Source organism: Streptomyces sp. BA2 (assembly GCF_009769735.1).
Taxonomy (GTDB): Bacteria; Actinomycetota; Actinomycetes; order Streptomycetales; family Streptomycetaceae; genus Streptomyces.
On record NZ_WSRO01000002.1, the window covers coordinates 8,566,375 to 8,584,757 of the forward strand.

The window sequence follows — 18,383 nt, forward strand, 5'->3', positions numbered from 1 at the left end:
CACTGAGACACCATTGATCCGTGAGCCCCGGAACATCCAGTTCCGGGGCTCACGGACGCCGTAGGCAAGGTAAGGGAAGCCCCCGTGCAGTTCCGCCAACAGGCCCTGTCCAAGCTGCAGTCGCCCGAGGAACTCGACCTGCCGGTGCGCTACGCCCGACCCCAGGGCCTGCTCGTGCTCGCCGTCACCGTGATCGTCATGGCCGCCGCGAGCGTCTGGGCCGTGACCGGCTCGATCTCCTCCACACTCCGCGCACCCGGCATCCTCACCCACGGCCAGGGCAGTTACGTCCTCCAGAGCCCCGTCACCGGACAGGTGACGCGCGTGATCGCCGAAGAGGGAAAACGCGTCGACGCCGGGGCCCCCGTGCTCAAAGTCCGTACGGACCAAGGCGACAAGGTCGTACGCTCCATCGCCGCGGGCCGCGTGACCACACTGGTCGCCAGGATCGGCACCGTCGTCACCACCGGCGCCGACGTCGCGACCGTCGAGCGTGTCTCGGGCACCGACGACCCACTCCTCGCCATGCTCTACGTCCCCGCCGACAGCGCGGCCACCGTCCCCGTCGGCGCCTCCGTGGACCTCACGGTCCAGTCCGTGCCCACGCAGGAGTACGGGATGCTGCGCGGCCGCGTGAAGGCGGTCGGGCGCACCGCCCAGAGCGACCAGAAGATCAGCGGGTTCCTCGGCGACAAGGAACTGGCCGGGCAGTTCACCAAGGACGGGCCACCCGTGGCCGTCCTCGTGCGCCTGGAAACCTCCTCCGGCACCAAGTCCGGCTACAAGTGGTCATCCGCCGGAGGCCCGCCCTTCGCGCTCGACTCCATGACCCTGGCCACCGGCGCCTTCCACCTCGCCGAGCAGCGCCCGATCGATTGGCTGCTTCCGTGACCGCACCGCACCCCTCCCCGGCACACCAGCAGCAACTGCCGCCCCCCGGCGGCCGTCGCAGGCACCGCCCCGAACCCCCGCAGCGCGGCCGCCGCCGCGCCGCGCCGCGCCCCGCGTCCAAGGGCAGGCCGCAGAAGACCGTCCGTACCCCCACCGTCCTGCAGATGGAGGCCGTGGAGTGCGGCGCCGCGGCGCTCGCCATGGTCCTGGCGCACCACGGACGGCACGTCCCGCTGGAGGAGCTGCGCATCGCGTGCGGCGTCTCCCGCGACGGCTCGCGGGCCAGCAACCTCCTGAAGGCGGCGCGCAGTTACGGCCTCACGGCCAAGGGCATGCAGATGGAACCGGCCGCGCTCGCCGAGGTGAAGGCGCCCGCGATCCTCTTCTGGGAGTTCAACCACTACGTCGTCCACGACGGCATGGGCCGCCGCTTCGGACGCCGCGGCGCGTACATCAACGACCCGGACAAGGGCCGCCGCTTCGTCCCCTCCGAGGACTTCGACACCAGCTTCACCGGCGTCGTCCTGGTCCTCGAACCGGGCGAGAACTTCCGGCCCGGAGGCCGCAAGCCCGGCATCATGCGAGCGATGCCCGCTCGGCTGCGCGGCACCACGGGCACCATGCTCGCCGCGCTCTTCGCCAGCCTGCTGCTCGTCGCGGTCGGCGCGGCGCTGCCCGCGCTCAGCCGCACGTACATCGACCTGTTCCTGATCGGCCATCAGACGTCCCTGCTCGGCGCGCTGTTCGTGTCGATGGGCGCGATGGTGGCGCTCACCGTCGTCCTCACCTGGCTGCAACAGGCGAATCTGCTGCGCGGGCGCATCATCTCCTCCACGCTGAGCAGCGCCCGCTTCCTGCGCCATCTGCTGCGCCTGCCCGTCACGTTCTACGCCCAGCGCAGCCCCGCCGACCTCGTCCAGCGCCTCGCGTCCAACGACGCGGTCGCCGAGACACTGGCCCGCGACCTCACGGCAGCGGGCGTCGACGGCATCGTCGTACTCCTCTACGCGGCCCTGCTGTGGACCTACGACCCCCAGCTCACCCTGGTCGGCGTAGGCATCGCCCTCCTGAACATCGTCGCGATGCGCATCGTCATCCGGCTGCGGGCCACCGGCACCCAGAAGCTGCGGGCCGACAGCGCCAAGCTCACCAACACCTCGTACACCGGCCTCCAGTTGATCGAGACGATGAAGGCCACCGGAGCCGAGAACGGCTACTTCCGGCGGTGGGCGGGCCAGCACGCCACCACCCTGGAGGAGCAGCAGCGCCTCGGAGTGCCGAGCGCCTGGCTCGGCGTGGTCGCGCCGACCCTCGCGACGCTCAACAGCGCGCTGATCCTGTGGATCGGCGGCCTGCGCGCGGTCGAGGGACATCTGTCGATCGGTCTGCTCGTCGCGTTCCAGGCGCTCGTCACCCGCTTCACCGCGCCGATCACCCGCCTCAACGGCGTCGCGGGCCGCATCCAGGACTTCGGCGCCGACGTCGCCCGCCTCAAGGACGTCGAGAACTTCCCCGTCGACACCCTCTACTCCCGCCCCGAACCGGCCGCGAGCACCCGTCGCCTCAAGGGCCACGTCACCCTCGACGACATCACCTTCGGCTACAGCCCTCTCGACAAGCCGCTCCTGACCGGCTTCTCCCTCTCGGTCGGCCCCGGCCAGCAGGTCGCGCTCGTCGGCGGCTCGGGCAGCGGCAAGTCGACCGTCTCCCGGCTGATCTCGGGGCTCTACAGCCCCTGGGAGGGCACCATCCGCATCGACGGACAGCGTCTGGAGGACATACCGCGGGGGGCGCTCGCCGCCTCCGTCTCCTTCGTCGACCAGGACGTCTTCCTCTTCGAGGGCACCATCCGCGACAACGTCGCGCTGTGGGACCCGTCCATCCCTGACGACGCCGTCATCGCCGCCCTCAAGGACGCCTGCCTGTACGAGATCGTGGCCCGCAGGCCCGGCGGCATCCACGGCCGCGTCGAGCAGGACGGCCGCAACTTCTCCGGCGGGCAGCGCCAGCGCCTGGAGATCGCGCGTGCCCTGGTCCGCCGCCCCAGCATCCTCGTACTCGACGAGGTGACCAGCGCCCTGGACGCGGAGACCGAGCAGGTCATCATCGACAACCTGCGCCGCCGCGGCTGCGCCTGCGTCGTCATCGCGCACCGCCTGAGCACCGTGCGCGACAGCGACGAGATCGTCGTCCTCGACCACGGCTCGGTCGTGGAACGCGGACGCCACGAACACCTCGTCGCCGCCGGCGGACCCTACGCCGACCTGGTCAAGGAGCACTGAGGTGACCCAGGCACCGGAACATACGTACCCAGGCGACAGCGTCGCCGCTGCCTTCGGCACGCTCGGCACACCGGCCGACTGCACGGGCCTGCGCAGCGTGCACCTCGAAGGCCCGCAAGTCCTCTGGCTCGTCGTCGCCGGGGCGCTCGACCTGTTCGCGGTCGACGCCGTCCAGCAGGGCCACTGGCACTTCCTCGGCCGCCTCGAACCGGGCACCCTGCTACTCGGCCCCGTCGAAGGCCCCCAGCACACCCTCGTCGGACGCCCCCTCCAGGGCTGCGAGCTGCGCCGCATCCCGCTGCGCGAGCTGTACCGCCCCGACTACGGCGACACCTGGGCCTACGAGCAGCAGTACCCCAGTCAGTACGACACCCAGGACCAGGCCCTGAGCCTGCTCGAGCACGCCTTCGCGCTCGGCATCGGACGCAGCCAGCGGGTCCTGTTCGAGGCCCCGCTCGACGGCCGCACCATGGGCGACGACATCGTGACCGACGACGACATCCTCTGGATGCCGGTCGCGCCGGGCAGCGTGCAGTACGGCTCCGCCTACAGCGCGGAGGCCGCGGGCGATCTGCTCGTCGACGCCGCCATGTGGCAGCGCATGGTCAACCAGCAGTACCGGCTGCTCTCGACCCTCGACCGCTGGATCGAACGCCAGGAGCGGGCCCACGAGGACCGCACCGCGGCCGGAATCAAGGCGGGCGAGACGGTCCGCGAGCAGGCGGACCGCACGCTCATCGCGTCCATCGGCCGCTCCGGCAAGGGCGGTTCACGCCCCAGCGGATCCCGGGGCGGTGACGACGCGACGTACGCGGCCTGCCGCCTGGTCGCCGAGGCGGCGGGCATCACGCTGTCCGGCGCCGCGGAGGGCGGTGCGGTGAGCGACCGGATCGACCCGGTGGAGCAGGTCGCGGTCGCCTCGCGCATCCGCACCCGTGCCGTGCGGCTCGACGGGCGCTGGTGGCGCGAGAACACGGGCCCGCTGGTGGGGTACCGCGCGGCGAGCGGGGCGCCGGTCGCGCTGCTGTGGCGGCGCGGCAGCTACGAGTCCGTGCACCCCACGTCCGGTCGGCGCACGCGCATCGACAAGACCAACGCGGAGGAGTTCGAACCGCAGGCGGTCATGTTCTACCGACCGCTGCCGGAGCGGTCGTTGACGCCATGGCGGCTTTTCCGCTTCAGCCTGCGGGGCAACGGCGGCGACGTACGCAATCTGGCGATCGCCGGTCTGGTGACGGTGGCGATCGGGGCGCTGGTGCCGATCGCGACGGGCCAAGTGCTCGGCGTGTTCGTCCCGAACGGCGAGAAGAGCCTCATCGTCCAGATGTCCCTGGCGGTGATGATCACGAGCATCGTCTCGGCGGCCTTCATGCTGCTCCAGAACCTCACCATCCTCAGGATGGAGGGACGCATGGAGAGCGTCCTCCAACCAGCGGTCTGGGACCGGCTGTTGCGCCTGCCCACACGCTTCTTCGCCTCCCGCTCGACGGGTGAACTGGCCAGCGCGGCGATGGGCGTCAGCGCGATCCGCCGGGTCCTTTCGGGTATCGGTCCCGTCGCGCTGCAGGCGGGCACGATCGGGGCGATGAACCTGGTCCTGCTGTTGCTCTACAGCGTGCCGCTGGCCCTGGCCGCCCTGGGGATGCTCACGGTCATCGCGGCCGTGTTCCTCACGCTCGGCCTGTGGGAGCTGCGCTGGCAGCGCCGCTTGGTCGAGCTCTCCAACAAGCTCAACAACCAGGCGTTCCAGACGCTGCGCGGCCTGCCCAAACTCCGCGTCGCCGGCGCGGAGAGCTTCGCGTACGCGGCGTGGGCGGGGGAGTTCGCGCGCAGCCGGGAGTTGCAGCAGCGGGCGGGCCGCATCAAGAACGTCACCACGGTCCTCAACTCCGTCTACCTCCCGCTGTGCACGCTCATCATGTTCATCCTCCTCGCGGGCCCGGCCCGCGGGAGCCTCACGGCAGGGGAGTTCCTCACCTTCAGCACGGCGGTGACGATGCTCCTGACATCCGTCACCCAGCTGACCGGGGCGCTGCTCTCGGCGGCCGCGGTGCTTCCGATGTTCGAGCAGATCAAGCCGGTGCTCGACGAGGCGCCGGAGGTGCGGGGCGCGAGCACGCAGCCGGGCGAGCTGCAGGGCGAGATCGAGGCCCGCGGAGTGTCCTTCCGCTACTCGGACGACGGCCCTCTGGTCCTGGACGACGTGTCCCTCTCCATCAGGCCGGGCGAGTTCGTCGCGGTCGTCGGCCCCAGCGGCTGCGGCAAGTCGACTCTCCTGCGCCTGCTGATCGGCTTCGACAAGCCGGTCTCGGGCAGCGTCCTCTACGACGGCCAGGACCTGTCGGCCCTGGACCAGGCGGCCGTCCGCCGCCAGTGCGGAGTCGTCCTGCAGAACGCGCAGCCGCTCACGGGATCGATGCTGGACTGCATCTGCGGCGCCGAGACGTTCACGCAGGAGGAGGCGTGGGAGGCGGCGGCGATGGCGGGCCTCGCCGAGGACATCAAGCGCATGCCGATGGGCCTGCACACGATCATCTCCGGCGGCGGAGCGGTCTCCGGCGGCCAGCGCCAGCGCCTGATGATCGCCCAGGCCCTGATCCGGCGCCCCCGCGTCCTGTTCTTCGACGAGGCGACGAGCGCCCTGGACAACGAGACGCAGCGCACGGTCATCGACAGCACCCGAGCCCTGAACGCCACGCGCATCGTCATCGCCCACCGCCTCTCCACGGTCATGGACGCGGACCGGGTCATCGTCATGTCGGAGGGCCGAGTCGTACAACAGGGCCCGCCCGCACAGCTGTTGGCGGATACGGGCGGGCGGCTGCATGAGCTGGTGCGGCGACAGATGCAGTGACGGGCTACGTCGTCCCCGCGGCGCTGGTCCCGGCCGCGTACCGCCAGAAGTCCCGCATCAGTTCGGGGAAGCTTGGCCCGCCCATCTGCAGCTGGCTGAACATGAGCGTGACCGTGCCGGTGGACGGTGTGATGTGTGCCGTCGTTCCCGTGCCGCCGACCCAGCCGTAGCGTCCCGGCACGTTCCACGGTTCGACGGCCTCGACATCCACCGCGCCGCCGAAACCCCAGCCCATCCCTTCGAGGAACAGACCTGCGGACTCCCGCTCGGGCGTGGTGAGTTGGTTGGTGGTCATCCGCCGTACCGACTCGGGAGCGAGCAGCCGACGCCCCATGGCCGTGCGTCCCTCAGCGAGCAGCATCCGCCCGAAGGCGAGCCAGTCGTCGACGGTCGACACGAGACCGCCGGCGCCGGACGGGAACGCGGGCGGGCTGCTCCACTGTCCGTCGGGGGCGTCGAGCAGTTCGAGTCCGCTCTCGGGATCGCGTTCCGGCCCGGCCTCGGGCCCGGCCGCGTAGTAGCTGGTGAATCGGTCGAGTTTGCCGGGCGGCACGGAGAACGCGGTGTCGCTCATCCCCAGTGGCTCGAACAGGCGCTCCGCCAGGAACTCGGGCAGCGGCGCCCCTGTGACCCGGGAGATCAGTACGCCCTGGAGGTCGGAGCTGAGGTTGTAGAGCCAGCCGTCGCCGGGCTGGTGCAGGAGCGGGATCCGGGACAGCGCGGCCATCCAGTCGTCCGGCGCCGGAACGGCCCGCGGCTGCGGAGGCCCCTGCTTCAGTTCGCTGAAGAGCGGCGCGAGCGCGGGCAGGGAGAAGTCGGACGGGAATCCGTATCCGGCACGGGAGGCGAGCAGATGGAAGACGGTGATGGGCCGGACCGCCGGGACCACGTCGTCCACCGGTGAGGCGGGCGTGCGGACGACAGTCGGCGACGCAAGCTCCGGGAGCCACTCTCGGACCGGGTCGTCCAGCCCGATCCGGCCCTCCTCGACCAGCATCATGACGGCCGCGGCGACGAGGGGTTTGGTCAGCGACGCGATACGGAAGATCGAGTCCCTGGCCATCGGGGCGGTGCCCTCGACGTCGACGTACCCGACGGCCGCGACCTCCTCGCCCCCGTCACCCCGGCTGCCCCGGTCACCGCGGGCCACCAGGCCCACCGCTCCCGCCACGGAGCTGTTGCTGACGTGCGTCTCCAGAGTTTTGCGCAGATCGGCCATGAGTCCACCCTCTCAGCCCGGACCCGATACGCAGCGTCGATTCATGCGGCAGGTGCGTACGCAAAAGCCCGGTCTGCCGGGCAGCGGCGTGATGACGCCGCTGCCCGGCAGACCGGCTGGGGTGGTGTGGGGGTGCCACCCGCGCGGGGGCTCAGCCCCCGATGTTCACATCGATGCAGGCGTAGAAGGCGTTGGAGGTGTCGGCGATGTTCCACACCGCGAGCACCTTCTGCTTGCCGCTGAGTCCGCCGAAGTCGACCTTGTGCGTGACGGTCTCGCCCGGCTGGGCGCCCCCGTCGTCGACCTCAGCGATCTTGTTGCCGCCGACGAAGTACTGCCAGGTGCTTGTGCTGTGACGTGCCGTCAGCTTCCAGCTGAACTCCTGCGACGAGCCGACATCGGTGACCTTCCAGCCCTTGCTGTCGTCGTCCAGGTCGGCGAACCGCGCGTTGCCGCCGCTGCACGTCGTCTGCCCCTTGGGGCCTTCGACACTCTGCGGTTCGTTGGTGATCTCGCCGCAGGACACGGTGCCTGCCGCGCACTGTGCCTGACGGCTCGGGGGCGAGGAGACGTAGCCGTGCGCGCCGGCCGGGGTGACGGAGGCCAGGACGAGCACGGGCGCGAATCCCGCGCCAAGAGCGGCTGCCAGCTTCTGTTTCTTGTTCATCTCTGTTCCCTCTGAGTGGGGGGATGAGGGGCGAGAGACAACCGGGCGCCTCGGTCGACTCATTGGCCTAGACCATACTGGTTGTCAGGGCTCAGTCAACCCTTCAAGTACTCCCGGTGGTACGGAAGTTGCGCCTGGGACTAGGCGGAGAAGCCCAGAACCAGGGCGCCGACCACCGGCGCCGCGTACAGCCGCGTCACTGCTCTGACGGGTCGCGACGAGGGAATGTGACCGGCGGACGCCACCTGGCGTGTGACCTGGGGCACGCATGGCCGAGGCTGCCTGCTGGAGAGACGTTGGGACATGTGGGCGAGACAGAAGGCCATTCTGCGGCTCATCCGATCTCCCTAGGGTTGAGGACATCAACCGGACGAACCCAGGCCGGACGAACCCAGGAGAGTTACCGTGCGCGCAGTGATCCAGAAGTCCTTCGGCGGGCCCGAGGTCCTTGAGGTCGTGGAGGCCGAACGGCCGAAGCCGTTGGTCGGCGAGGTCCTCGTCAAGGTCCACGCCAGCGCAGTCAACCCGGCGGACGTGGCCGTCAGGTCCGGTGCCTTCCCGCTGCTCGGCGAGCCGCCGTTCGGTGTGGGCTGGGACATCTCCGGAGTGGTCGAAGAGGCGGGCGCCGGGGCCGTCTTCGCGGTGGGCGACGAGGTGTACGGGATGCCGCTCTTCCCCCGCGCCGCCACCGCGTATGCCGACTACGTATCCGTGCCGTCCCGCCACCTGGCCCGCAAGCCCGCCTCACTCGACCACGTGCACGCCGCGGCCGTCCCCCTCGCGGCACTGACCGCCTGGCAGGGCCTGGTGCGGGCGGCGGACATCAAGAAGGGCGACCGGGTACTGATCCAGCGGGCGGCCGGTGGTGTCGGCCACTTCGCGGTGCAGATCGCCAAGGCGCGGGGCGCCCATGTGATCGCGATCGCCAGCGCGGGCCGGCATGACTTCGTACGAGGCCTCGGCGCCGACGAGATCATCGACTACCGCACCACCGACTTCACCGAGGCCGTCAAGGACGTGGACGTGTTCCTCGACTCGACGGCCCAGGGCGACCGCTCGCTCGGCGTGGTGCGCCCCGGCGGCGTACTCATCAGCGTCCTGGAACACGGCGACCGGGAGCTCGCCACACGTGTGGAGGCCGCCGGGCGGCGCTTCGCCGGAGTCCTGGTCGAGCCGGACACCGAAGGGCTCGAAGCGCTCGCCGAGCTGATCGACGCGGGGCGGATCCGTCCCTACGTAGAGGAGACGTTCCCGCTCGCGGAGGCAGGCAAGGCACACGAACTGGTCGCGGCGGGACACGTACAGGGCAAGATTGTCCTGACGGTCTGAACGGGCCGACCGCGACGTGCGGCAAGCGGCAAGCGGCACCAGGAAGGGCGAGTCCGGATGGACATTCTCACCGAGGCGCTGGCCTCGATGCGCACCGGGCACCCGGCGTCGGTACGCACCAACGGCCGTGCCCCCTGGGGCCTGCGGCTGCCGCCCGTCGCGGGCGCCGGGTTCCATGTCGTGCTGTACGGGACCTGCTGGCTGGTCCCCCTGCCCGACGCGCCCCCGCACCTGGAGCCGATTCCGCTGAACCCCGGCGACGTGATCTTCCTGCGCGGCGGGCGGAGCCACATCCTCGCCGACCATCCCTCCACCCCGGCCGAGGACTGCAAGAGCGAGCAGTTCCAAGGGAGTTCACCGATCGGTTCCATCACACTCGGCGGCGAGGGCGCCGAGACCAGGCTGCTGTGCGGCAGCTACCACCTGGACCAGGGACGACCGCATCCTCTGATGCGCCAGCTGCCCGAGGTGATCCATCTGCCGACGCGGCACGGCCGCCATCCGGAGCTGAGCGCTGCCGTCCAACTCCTCGGCTCCGAGCTGGAGAACCCGCGCATCGGCTCCGACGGCATCGTGCCCGGTTTGATCGACTCGCTGCTCCTCTACATCCTGCGGGCCTGGCTGGACGATCAGCCACCGACTGCCGCGCAGGGCTGGGCCGCGGCCCTGGGCGACTCGGCGGTCGCGCCCGCCCTGACGGCCATGCACGACGATCCCGCGGCCTCGTGGACGGTCGAATCCCTCGCGGCGCGGGCCGGTCTGTCCCGCGCCGCGTTCGCCCGGCGGTTCGCCGCGCTGGTCGGCGAACCGCCGATGGCCTATCTGACGCGCTGGCGGATGACGACCGCCGCCCGCATGCTGCGCGAGTCCGACGCTCCGCTGACGACGGTCGCCGCCCGCACCGGATACGGCTCGGAGTTCGCCTTCGCCAAGGCCTTCAAGCGCGAGTACGGCCTGGCGCCGGGCGGCTACCGACGCAGGAGCAGGGCGGCCTAGGCGGCCGGCCGGCAGTCGCCCGCCGGCCGCGTGTTGATGACGCCCAGGCGGTTGGCGCTCCCACCGGTACTCACACCGCCACGGCAACCGCCGCCGTCACACCGACGGCGACAATGACCCCGCGCAGCACGGCGGGTGAGAGACGGCGGCCCACCCTCGCGCCGACCAGACCGCCCAGGGTCGCGCCGATGGCGATCACTCCGGCCACCGTCCAGTCGACGGTCGTCACCGCGATGAAGATGACCGCGGCGACGCCGTTCACGATGGACGCGAGGACGTTCTTGACGGCGTTCAGGCGCTGCAGGTCATCACGGAGGAACGACCCGAACAGGCCCATGAGCAGCACCCCTTGGGCCGCGCCGAAGTAACCGCCGTAGACCCCGGTGACCATGACACCGGACCACAGGGGAACACCGCCGTCCGCACGGCCGTGGCCGTCGCGCCGCGCGAGCCACTTCTGGAGGCGGGGCTGCAACAGCACCAGCACGCAGGCGAGCAGGATCAGCACCGGCACCGCGGAGCGGAACGTGTCGGCGGACAGCTTCAGGAGCAGGACGGCTCCCACGACACCACCGAGGAGCGCCGCGAGCCCGAGCCTGATCAGGCGGGACCGCTGGCCCTTGAGCTCGGCGCGATATCCGTACGCCGCGCTGATCACGCCCGGGACGAGGCCGATGGTGTTGGACACGTTGGCCAGCACGGGCGGGTACCCGAAGGCGAGCAGCGTGGGGAAGGTGATCAGGGTGCCGGAGCCGACCACCGCGTTGATGCCGCCTGCCGCGACAGCCGCGGCCCCTATGGCCACTGCTTCGAGTGCGTGCATGGATGGATCGCCCTCCCCGGGACGGTCGTCGTACCGGAGTGCGGGCAGCCCGGGACGGAGTCTGATGCGGAGCCGGCGGGTCGGCACCCGGCACGGTCCGCACGTCCTCCGGATGACGCGTGGACCGGGCCGGGTTGCCGCCCTGGGCCCGGGAAGATCGTCTCGCTCGGCCAACACCCAAGTCAATCCTCGGATTTCCTTGCAGACCCCCAAGCTGTAGCTTCACTCTCCATGACTCTCGATGACCTGCGTGTCTTCGTCGCCGTCTGCCGAACGGGCAGCCTCAGCGCCGTAGCCCGTGACCTTTCCTGTACGCAGCCAGCGGTCAGCCAGCAATCAAGCGCCTGGAACGTGAGCTGGGGCTCAGCCTGCTCGAACGCCACCCGCGCGGGGTCGTCCCCACACCGGCCGGACAGCTCCTGCAGAACGCTGCGGCAGGCGGTCTGGGCGACATCGACCAGGCCCTGCGCCGGCTGAACGACCTGGTGCACGGCGAGGGCGGCTCGGTGCGGATCACCACCGGGGCCACCACGGTGCGGCACTTCATGTCCGACGCGATCGTGGCCTTCCGCCGGCGCCATCCCCAGGTGAGCCTCGAATTCGAGACGGCGCACTCCAGCCGCAGCTGCTTCGACGCCCTCATCGCGGGCGGCCTCGACCTGGCGTGGATCACCCTCGGCACCCCGGTGAAGGGCATCGAGCAGCGCCCCGTCATCGAACTTCCCTGGGTGCTGGCCGTCCACCGCGACGACCCCCTCGCCACCAAGTCGCTGATCACCACCGCCGATCTGGCCGGAATCCAGCTCATCGGGCTCCCGGAGAGCACGACGTCCCGTGGGCGTCTGGACGCCTGGTTCACCGAGCGCGGCATCAGCCCGGCTTCCGACACCAGCGTCGCCGACTGGGACACGGCACTCCTGCTCGCCGAACTCGGCCTGGGCCACGCGATCGTCCCCGACCTGCCGGGCTGGCACGGTCCCGGGCACCCCGACCTGAACCTGATCCCCATCCCGGAACTGCCCACTCTGTGGGCCGGCTGGGCGGTACGCCGCTGGGACGCGCTGTCCCCCTTGGCCAAGGCCTTCGCCGAAACGGTCAGCCACAACTGTCCGGGCGCGCGCATCCCCCAGCAGGCGTCGCAGGAGCCGAAGGAGTCGGAGGGGATTGTCAGTGGCCGTATGTAGCGTTCAGTAAGTGGCCGACGACGACACGATCAGAGGCCGCGGCCATCATGAGTCACGAGGGGGAGTGGCATGGCTGTTGTCGAGGGAGACGGCTGGACGGGTCTCGGCTGGGACGGCTGGCGGGACCACGCGCTGGTACGGGATCGGCTGGAGCGCGGGGCAGACCCGAACGTGTGGGGCGGTGGCCACCCTCTGCACCGGGCGGCCGTGTGCGGCTCACCGGAGGTGGTCGCCGAACTGGCCCGCCGCGTCGATGACGTCGACGCGGAGGAGGCGGGCCGCACCGCTCTCTGGGCCGCGGTCCTGGCCGACCGCGCGGACAACGCCCGTGTGCTGGCCGCCGCCGGTGCCGACCCGTGGCGGACCGTGCTTGCGGGCTGGTCCCCGGGGAGGCTCAGCCTGGCGGGGCCGACCCCGGACCTCTTCATGGTTCCGGCCGGCGAGCGCGGCCTCAGCCCGGCGGAGTCCGCCGCCGCGACGGAGGGCAGACGGTTGACCGCGGCCCTGGGCGACCTCTACTACGACGGCACGGGTCTGGCGTGCGTTGCCGGGATCGAAGCGGCCGAGGCCGCCCGCCGCCTCGGGGCCGAGCCCTATGAGGACCCTGAGCTCGACACCCTCCTGGAGGACCTCCAGTCGTACGACATGGACGACTCCCTGCAGATCATCGGCGCCACCGACGTACCGGGCGGCTGCGTCATCACCCAACCGTGGGGCTACGCACCGCAGATGCCCGGAGTGCTGACCCGGCTATCGGCGGGCACCGTCTGCTACGGCCTCTATGCCAACCCCAAGAGCGGCAACCAAGGCAGCATCGTCCGCGACGGCGTCATAGAAGGCTCGGACCTGCACCCGGGAGGCGGCCCCGACGAGGACGACCCCTCGGAGGAGGTCCTCGCCTCGTACCTCTACCGCCACAACGCCGTCGCGTACTCCTGTGCCTACGCGGGCCTGCGGCTGACCGACGCCCGCGCCGTCACCGGCCCGCCCGACCTCTGGCTCAAGCTGCCCCGGCGCGGCTACTGGCACTGAGCGGCCCGGCAGCCGCTCATCTGCCGGGCAGCCGCTCATCGGCCTAGCCCTTGAGACCGACCGTCGCGCACGCCGCCTTGAGCTCGGCCGTGCAGATCTCCTTGGTCTTGTAGATGCCGTCCTTGATGACCGTGGACTTGATGGTGTCCCGGGTCAGAGGGCGGACCGAGACCAGGAGGGAGGGGATGTTCTTCGTGGTGGCGTTCTCGGACCTGTCCCCGGCCAGGGCGTCGTACTCGACCATGCGGCCCTGGGCGATCCGGACCGCCATCTCCGCGGCGCCGACGGCCTCTTCGGGGTAGGGCTTGTAGACGCTCATGTACTGCTCGCCCGTGACGATGCGCTGCACGGCAGGCAGCTCCGCGTCCTGACCGGTGACCGGCGGCAGGTCGGTGATGCCCGCGGCCTTGAGGGCCTTGATGGCGCCGCCCGCCATGCCGTCGTTGGCGGAGTAGACGGCGGCGATGTTGTCCTTGCCGATTGCGGTGATCGCGTCGGTCATGTGGGTGCCGGCCGTCTGCGGCTTCCAGCCGTCGGTGTCGTACGACTTGGCGATGTCCACCTGGTTCTTGAGCTGGGAGAGCGCGCCTTCCTTGAAGACGGCGGCGTTCGGGTCGGTCGGCGCGCCGTTGATCATGACGATCTTGCTGTTCTGGCGGTCGCCGCCGAGCGCCTTCAGGATCGCCTGGCCCTGGACCTGGCCGACCAGTTCATTGTCGAAGGCCACGTAGCCGGAGACGGGACCCTCGGCGAGCCGGTCGTAGGCGATGACGGGAATGTCCGCTTCCTTCGCCTTCTTGACCGCCGGCGCGAGCTTCTTCGCGTCCACCGCGCTCACCAGGATCGCGTCGACCTTGTCGGCGACCATCTGGGCGAGCTGGCCGTTCTGCTTGGCGGCGTCCCCCTTGGCGTTGGCGTAGACGAGCTTGCCCTTGCCGTTGGTGAGCTTCTTGACCTGCTTCTCGATGATGGGGTGGTCGAACTTCTCGTAACGGGCCGTCTCCGCCTCGGGCAGGAGCAGACCGACGGTGACCGCGTCACCCTTCCTCTCGGTCTGTGATGTTCCGTCGTCGTCCGAGTCCAGCAGGCTGCCGCATGCGGCGAGCGAGAGTGCCAAGGCGCTCACAGATACGGCGACGGTGGCTTCACGCATACGGGATTTCATTCGCCCACTTCCTCGATCGGACCGCTTCGTTGTGATCCGAGATGGCTGAAAGCCAACCCTGCAGTGTTCCCGGCGTCAAGGAGTCAATGCATAACGAGATTGCAATGGAATGTGCGTTTCGGTTTTGAACTGTCCCGTATTTACACGTGACAACGGCGGAGCCCGCAATGTGCGGCGAGGATCGCCGCGGATAGGGTCGCCGTGTGGAGATTCCCCGCCTGCTCGACGGCCGACTGAAGTTCCGGCACCTGATCCTCGTCGACGCTCTCTCGCGCCAGGGCAGTGTCGTCGGGGCCGCGGCGGAGCTGCACGTGACGCAGCCGGCGGCGACGCGGAGCCTGCATGAGTTGGAGGACATCCTCGGTGTCACGCTCTTCGAGCGCGGGCCCAGGGGCATCGCCGCCACGGTCTTCGGCGAGGCGTTCACCCAGCACGCGCGGGCCGTGCTCGCGCAGCTGACGCAGGCGGGGCGCCATGTAGTGGAACTCGCCGACGCCGACCGGGGCACCGTGATCGTCGGCACGCACCTCGCCGGATCCAATGTGCTGCTCCCACGGGCCATCGCCCGGATCAAGGAGCGGCGCCCCTACTTGACGGTGATCGTCCGGGAGGCGTCCCCCGAGGCGCTGCTCCTGGATCTTGAGGCCGGGCGCATCGACTTCATCGTCGGACGGCTCACGGTGCCTTCGGGGGAAGGAATGGTGCGGCGCAAGCTGTACGACGAGTCGGTCGAACTCGTCGTACGGGCCGCGCACGCCCTCGCCGGGAAAGCGGACGTCGATCTGGCGGAACTCATGGACTATCCCTGGATTCTGCCGGGAGCGGAGACCGCGCTGCGCCGGGAGGTCGAGGAGTTCTTCACGCGGCACGGATTCGCTCTCCCGATGAACCGCGTCGAGACCACCTCATTCCTGACCGTCCGTCAACTCCTTCTGGAAACAGACGTAGTGGCCGTACTGCCCAGCCTGATCGTCCGGGACGACACCCGGATCGTCCGCCTCCCGGTCGCGCTCGACCCGATCGGGCACAGCGTCGGCCTGACCCTGTCGGCCGCCCGTACGCTGAGCCCTTCCGCCGAGGCGCTGATCCGGAACCTGGAGGAGGTCGCCGCGGGGATGACGGCCACTGCCTAGGCCGGTCCGGAGAGGCCGGGGAGGCCCAGGAAGCGCTCGGCATTGCCGTGGGTGATCAGCTGCCGGTCCGGCCCGTCGAGGAACTGACTCTTGCGGACCACCTCACCGACCGGGCGCTCGCCCAGCGGATACGGATAGTCGCTGCCCACCACCACCCGCTCAGCGCCCACCGTGTCGACCAGGAGCCGCAGCGCGCGGTCGTCGAAGACCACGGAGTCGACGTAGAAGCGGCCCAGATAGTGCGAGGGCGGGAACTTTGACGTACCGATGATGTCGTTCCGCCCGTGCCAGGCGTTCTCCATCCGGCCCAGCCAGAACGCGAACGACCCGCCGCCGTGCGCGAAGCAGATCTTCAGCCGCTCGTCGATGCGGTCGAACGCCCCGCCCAGGATCATCGCGAGGATCGACAGATGCGTCTCCGCGGGCATGGCCGTCAGCCACCGGGCCATCCACCGGTCGAGCCGGGGGGAGTCGGGCATGTCCCAGGGGTGCACGAACACCGGTACGTCCAGCGACGCGCAGTGCTGGAGGAAGGTGACCACGCCCTCGCTGTCCAGATCGAGATCGCCGACGTGGTTGCCGATCTCGACGCCGCGGTGGCCATTGGCGACACTCCGCTCCAGTTCCCGGCAGGCGGCATCCGGGTCCTGCAACGGCACCTGGCAGAACGGGATGAGCCGCTCAGGTGCGGGGGCGACGATCTCCAGGGCCAGGTCGTTGAAGATGCGGGCGATCTTCGCGGCCTCCCGGCCGCTGCGGTGGTAGGTGAAGAACGCCGGGGTGGGGGAGACCACTTGGGCCCGCACGCCGTCCGCGTCCATGTCGCGCAGGCGCGTCTCCGCGTCCCAGCAGTCCGCCTGGACGCGCCGGAACTCCTTCGTGCCCGTCATGATCACCGCGTCGGACTCGGACTCGATTTTCAGCCACGGCGCGTCGGGCCCCGCATCGGCGGTCAGATCCGGCCAGCCCCGGGGAACGTAATGGGTGTGGACGTCGATCATTCGGTCCGCCACGTCAGCCCTTCCCGGGGTGCGGCGCACCGCACTGCGGGCAGACACGGGCCCGCTCGTTCTCGTAGAACTCGGCGAAGACCGGCGGCAGATCCTCGACGATGTCCCGGACCTGGAGCTCGATCTCGTGGACGAGGGCGGAGCAGTCCGGGCAGTACCACTGGAACTTCTCCAGGGTGCCCTCCTCGCGGACCCGCTCGATGACCAGACCGATCGACCCCGCGTCCGGCCGCTGCGGTGAGTGCGGGAGCCTGCCCGGAAGCAGCCAGGCCTCGCCCTGCCTGATGTGCACGGTCGCGGGCCCGTCGTCGGTCATGACATTGACGTGCATGTCGCCCCTGACCTGGTAGAACCACTCCTCGTACGGGTCGAGGTGGTAGTCGGTGCGCTGGTTGGGGCCGCCGACGATCTGGACGATGAAGTCCTTGCCGAGGGACATGGTCCTGTTGTTCACCGGCGGCTTGAGCAGATGCTCGTGCTCGGTGATCCAGCCCCGGAAATCGATGACCCGCGGGATGTCGGTCATGCAGCCACCTCCGTGGTGCGGTGCGAGTGTGTCGGGTCGGTACGCGGCAGCTGGGCGATGGCCTGGATCTCGATCAGCAGGTGCGGATGCGGCAGTTGGTGCACCGCCACGGTCGTCCGGGTGGGGCCACGCTCGTCGAAGAACTCGCCGTAGACCTCGTTGTATCCGCCGAAGTCGTTCATGGACACCAGGTACGTGGTGATCTGGGCGACGTCGGAGAGTTCCGCGCCGATCTCCGCGAGCATGTCCCGGATGTTCTCGATCACCGCACGTGTCTGCGCCCGGATGTCGAGGTTCGTCGTCCCCATCGCGTCGACCTCGACGCCCACGAACGTGTTGTCGGGCCTGCGCGAACTCGTCCCGGACACGAACACCAGGTCACCGACGACCTTCACGTGCGGGAAGGGCCCGCGGGGCGTGGCCCGCCCTTCCAGAACCCGTGACCCGCTCATCGCACACCCCGCACGCTGACGGTCCCGAGCCCCGCGACTTCGCAGGCGGTGACGCCGGCCGTCAGCGGCACGGCCGCCGTCGCCGCACCCGCGAGCACCACCTGTCCGCCCCGCAGCGGGATGCCCCGGCGCCGGCACATGTCCAGGAGCGCGTGCAGCGCGCGCACCGGGTCGCCGAGGACGGCCGCGGTGGAGCCGATCACCTCCGTCCCCGCTGAGCCCGCGGCTCCCGAACCGACCATCCGCACCGCCCGGTTGGACATGTCCCGCACGGGGCGCCAGGGGCCGATCGCGTACGCGGCGGCCGAGGTGTTGTCCGCGACGACATCGCCGTAGGTGAAGCGGAAGTCCCGGTAGCGCGAATCGATGATCTCCAGCGCCGGTGCGACCGCGTCCACGCACGACTCGATATCCGTCGCGGGATCGGACAGGTCCACGTCACGGCAGAGCCGGTAGGCGACCTCGGGCTCCACCTTCGGGTGGATGAAACGGCACAGGTCGACATCGTCGCCGTCCGCGACGCGCATGGCGTCGGTGAGCCGCCCGACGATCACGTCGGAGACGCCCATCTGCGCCATCTTGGCCTTGCTGGTGAAGCCCAGCTTCACTCCCACGACCCGCTCGCCCCGCGCCTCGCGCCGCGCGAGCAGCGCCGCCTGGATCGCGTACGCGTCGTCGATGCCGAAGGCGTGGGTGTCGGCGAGGGACGGGGTGTCGGCGCGGGACGTCTGCGCGGTGTCGAGCCGCGACGCGAGCGCGTCCACGGTGGCCGTGTCGAGCACGGCCGGGTCCGGGAGCGAGCTCACCGTCAAGTTCCTTG

General features: G+C 70.2%; 15 protein-coding genes and 1 pseudogene. 8 read left to right on the forward strand and 8 right to left on the reverse strand.

The window, feature by feature from the left end; translation table 11 throughout:
* Positions 1-84 precede the first annotated feature (84 nt).
* From E5671_RS41030 to E5671_RS41040, 3 genes are read left to right on the forward strand one after another with little or no spacing between them, the layout of a single operon-like run.
* Positions 85-891: an HlyD family efflux transporter periplasmic adaptor subunit gene (locus E5671_RS41030; RefSeq protein WP_160509293.1), complete on the forward strand. Its 807-nt coding sequence runs from the start codon at positions 85-87 to the stop codon at positions 889-891.
* Entirely contained in the window at positions 888-3,173 is a 2,286-nt protein-coding gene (locus E5671_RS41035; RefSeq protein ID WP_160509294.1) for an NHLP family bacteriocin export ABC transporter peptidase/permease/ATPase subunit, read from the forward strand. Before E5671_RS41030 ends, E5671_RS41035 begins: the two co-directional genes overlap by 4 nt.
* Position 3,174: 1 nt before the next feature.
* Positions 3,175-6,027 (forward strand): NHLP bacteriocin export ABC transporter permease/ATPase subunit, encoded by a 2,853-nt coding sequence (locus tag E5671_RS41040; RefSeq protein WP_160509295.1) that lies wholly within the window; start codon positions 3,175-3,177, stop codon positions 6,025-6,027.
* Positions 6,028-6,031: 4 nt separating this feature from the next.
* On the opposite strand, the gene E5671_RS41045 is transcribed toward E5671_RS41040, so the two are convergent.
* Together E5671_RS41045 and E5671_RS41050 are read right to left on the reverse strand one after the other, a co-directional pair.
* Positions 6,032-7,246, reverse strand: coding sequence for a serine hydrolase domain-containing protein (locus tag E5671_RS41045; protein WP_160509296.1), 1,215 nt, complete (start codon positions 7,244-7,246; stop codon positions 6,032-6,034).
* Positions 7,247-7,397: 151 nt separating this feature from the next.
* Positions 7,398-7,913, reverse strand: coding sequence for a lytic polysaccharide monooxygenase auxiliary activity family 9 protein (locus E5671_RS41050; protein ID WP_160509297.1), 516 nt, complete (start codon positions 7,911-7,913; stop codon positions 7,398-7,400).
* A gap of 405 nt (positions 7,914-8,318) precedes the next feature.
* Here E5671_RS41050 and E5671_RS41055 point away from each other — a divergent pair, with 405 nt between their 5' ends.
* Entirely contained in the window at positions 8,319-9,242 is a 924-nt protein-coding gene (locus tag E5671_RS41055) for a zinc-binding dehydrogenase (protein ID WP_160509298.1), read from the forward strand.
* A gap of 57 nt (positions 9,243-9,299) precedes the next feature.
* Complete coding sequence (locus tag E5671_RS41060) at positions 9,300-10,238, forward strand: AraC family transcriptional regulator (RefSeq protein ID WP_160509299.1); 939 nt, start codon at positions 9,300-9,302, stop codon at positions 10,236-10,238.
* A gap of 70 nt (positions 10,239-10,308) precedes the next feature.
* Here E5671_RS41060 and E5671_RS41065 read toward each other — a convergent pair whose 3' ends face one another.
* On the reverse strand, positions 10,309-11,061 hold the full coding sequence (locus E5671_RS41065; protein WP_160509300.1) for a sulfite exporter TauE/SafE family protein: 753 nt from the start codon (positions 11,059-11,061) through the stop codon (positions 10,309-10,311).
* 231 nt (positions 11,062-11,292) lie between these two features.
* Between E5671_RS41065 and E5671_RS41070 the strand changes: the two are divergent.
* Positions 11,293-12,245: pseudogene (locus E5671_RS41070) on the forward strand (LysR family transcriptional regulator).
* A gap of 69 nt (positions 12,246-12,314) precedes the next feature.
* Positions 12,315-13,277 (forward strand): ankyrin repeat domain-containing protein, encoded by a 963-nt coding sequence (locus E5671_RS41075; protein WP_160509301.1) that lies wholly within the window; start codon positions 12,315-12,317, stop codon positions 13,275-13,277.
* A gap of 43 nt (positions 13,278-13,320) precedes the next feature.
* On the opposite strand, the gene E5671_RS41080 is transcribed toward E5671_RS41075, so the two are convergent.
* Positions 13,321-14,430: a sugar ABC transporter substrate-binding protein gene (locus E5671_RS41080; protein WP_160509302.1), complete on the reverse strand. Its 1,110-nt coding sequence runs from the start codon at positions 14,428-14,430 to the stop codon at positions 13,321-13,323.
* Between the two features lie 215 nt (positions 14,431-14,645).
* On the opposite strand from E5671_RS41080, the gene E5671_RS41085 reads away from it, so the two are divergent.
* Complete coding sequence (locus tag E5671_RS41085) at positions 14,646-15,575, forward strand: LysR substrate-binding domain-containing protein (protein ID WP_160509303.1); 930 nt, start codon at positions 14,646-14,648, stop codon at positions 15,573-15,575.
* Here the strand turns inward: E5671_RS41085 and E5671_RS41090 are convergent.
* Genes E5671_RS41090 through E5671_RS41105 form a run of 4 tightly spaced genes read right to left on the reverse strand, consistent with a single transcriptional unit; the run spans position 15,572 to position 18,369 of the window.
* Positions 15,572-16,576, reverse strand: a complete 1,005-nt coding sequence (locus E5671_RS41090; RefSeq protein WP_160510746.1) for an amidohydrolase family protein — start codon at positions 16,574-16,576, stop codon at positions 15,572-15,574. The genes E5671_RS41085 and E5671_RS41090 overlap by 4 nt on opposite strands.
* 13 nt (positions 16,577-16,589) lie before the next feature.
* On the reverse strand, positions 16,590-17,111 hold the full coding sequence (locus E5671_RS41095; RefSeq protein WP_160509304.1) for a 3-hydroxyanthranilate 3,4-dioxygenase: 522 nt from the start codon (positions 17,109-17,111) through the stop codon (positions 16,590-16,592).
* Positions 17,108-17,563, reverse strand: a complete 456-nt coding sequence (locus tag E5671_RS41100; RefSeq protein WP_160509305.1) for a RidA family protein — start codon at positions 17,561-17,563, stop codon at positions 17,108-17,110. Before E5671_RS41100 ends, E5671_RS41095 begins: the two co-directional genes overlap by 4 nt.
* Positions 17,560-18,369 (reverse strand): 2-keto-4-pentenoate hydratase, encoded by an 810-nt coding sequence (locus tag E5671_RS41105; RefSeq protein WP_443032766.1) that lies wholly within the window; start codon positions 18,367-18,369, stop codon positions 17,560-17,562. The genes E5671_RS41100 and E5671_RS41105 overlap by 4 nt, the downstream gene beginning before the upstream one ends.
* Between the last annotated feature and the right edge of the window lie 14 nt (positions 18,370-18,383).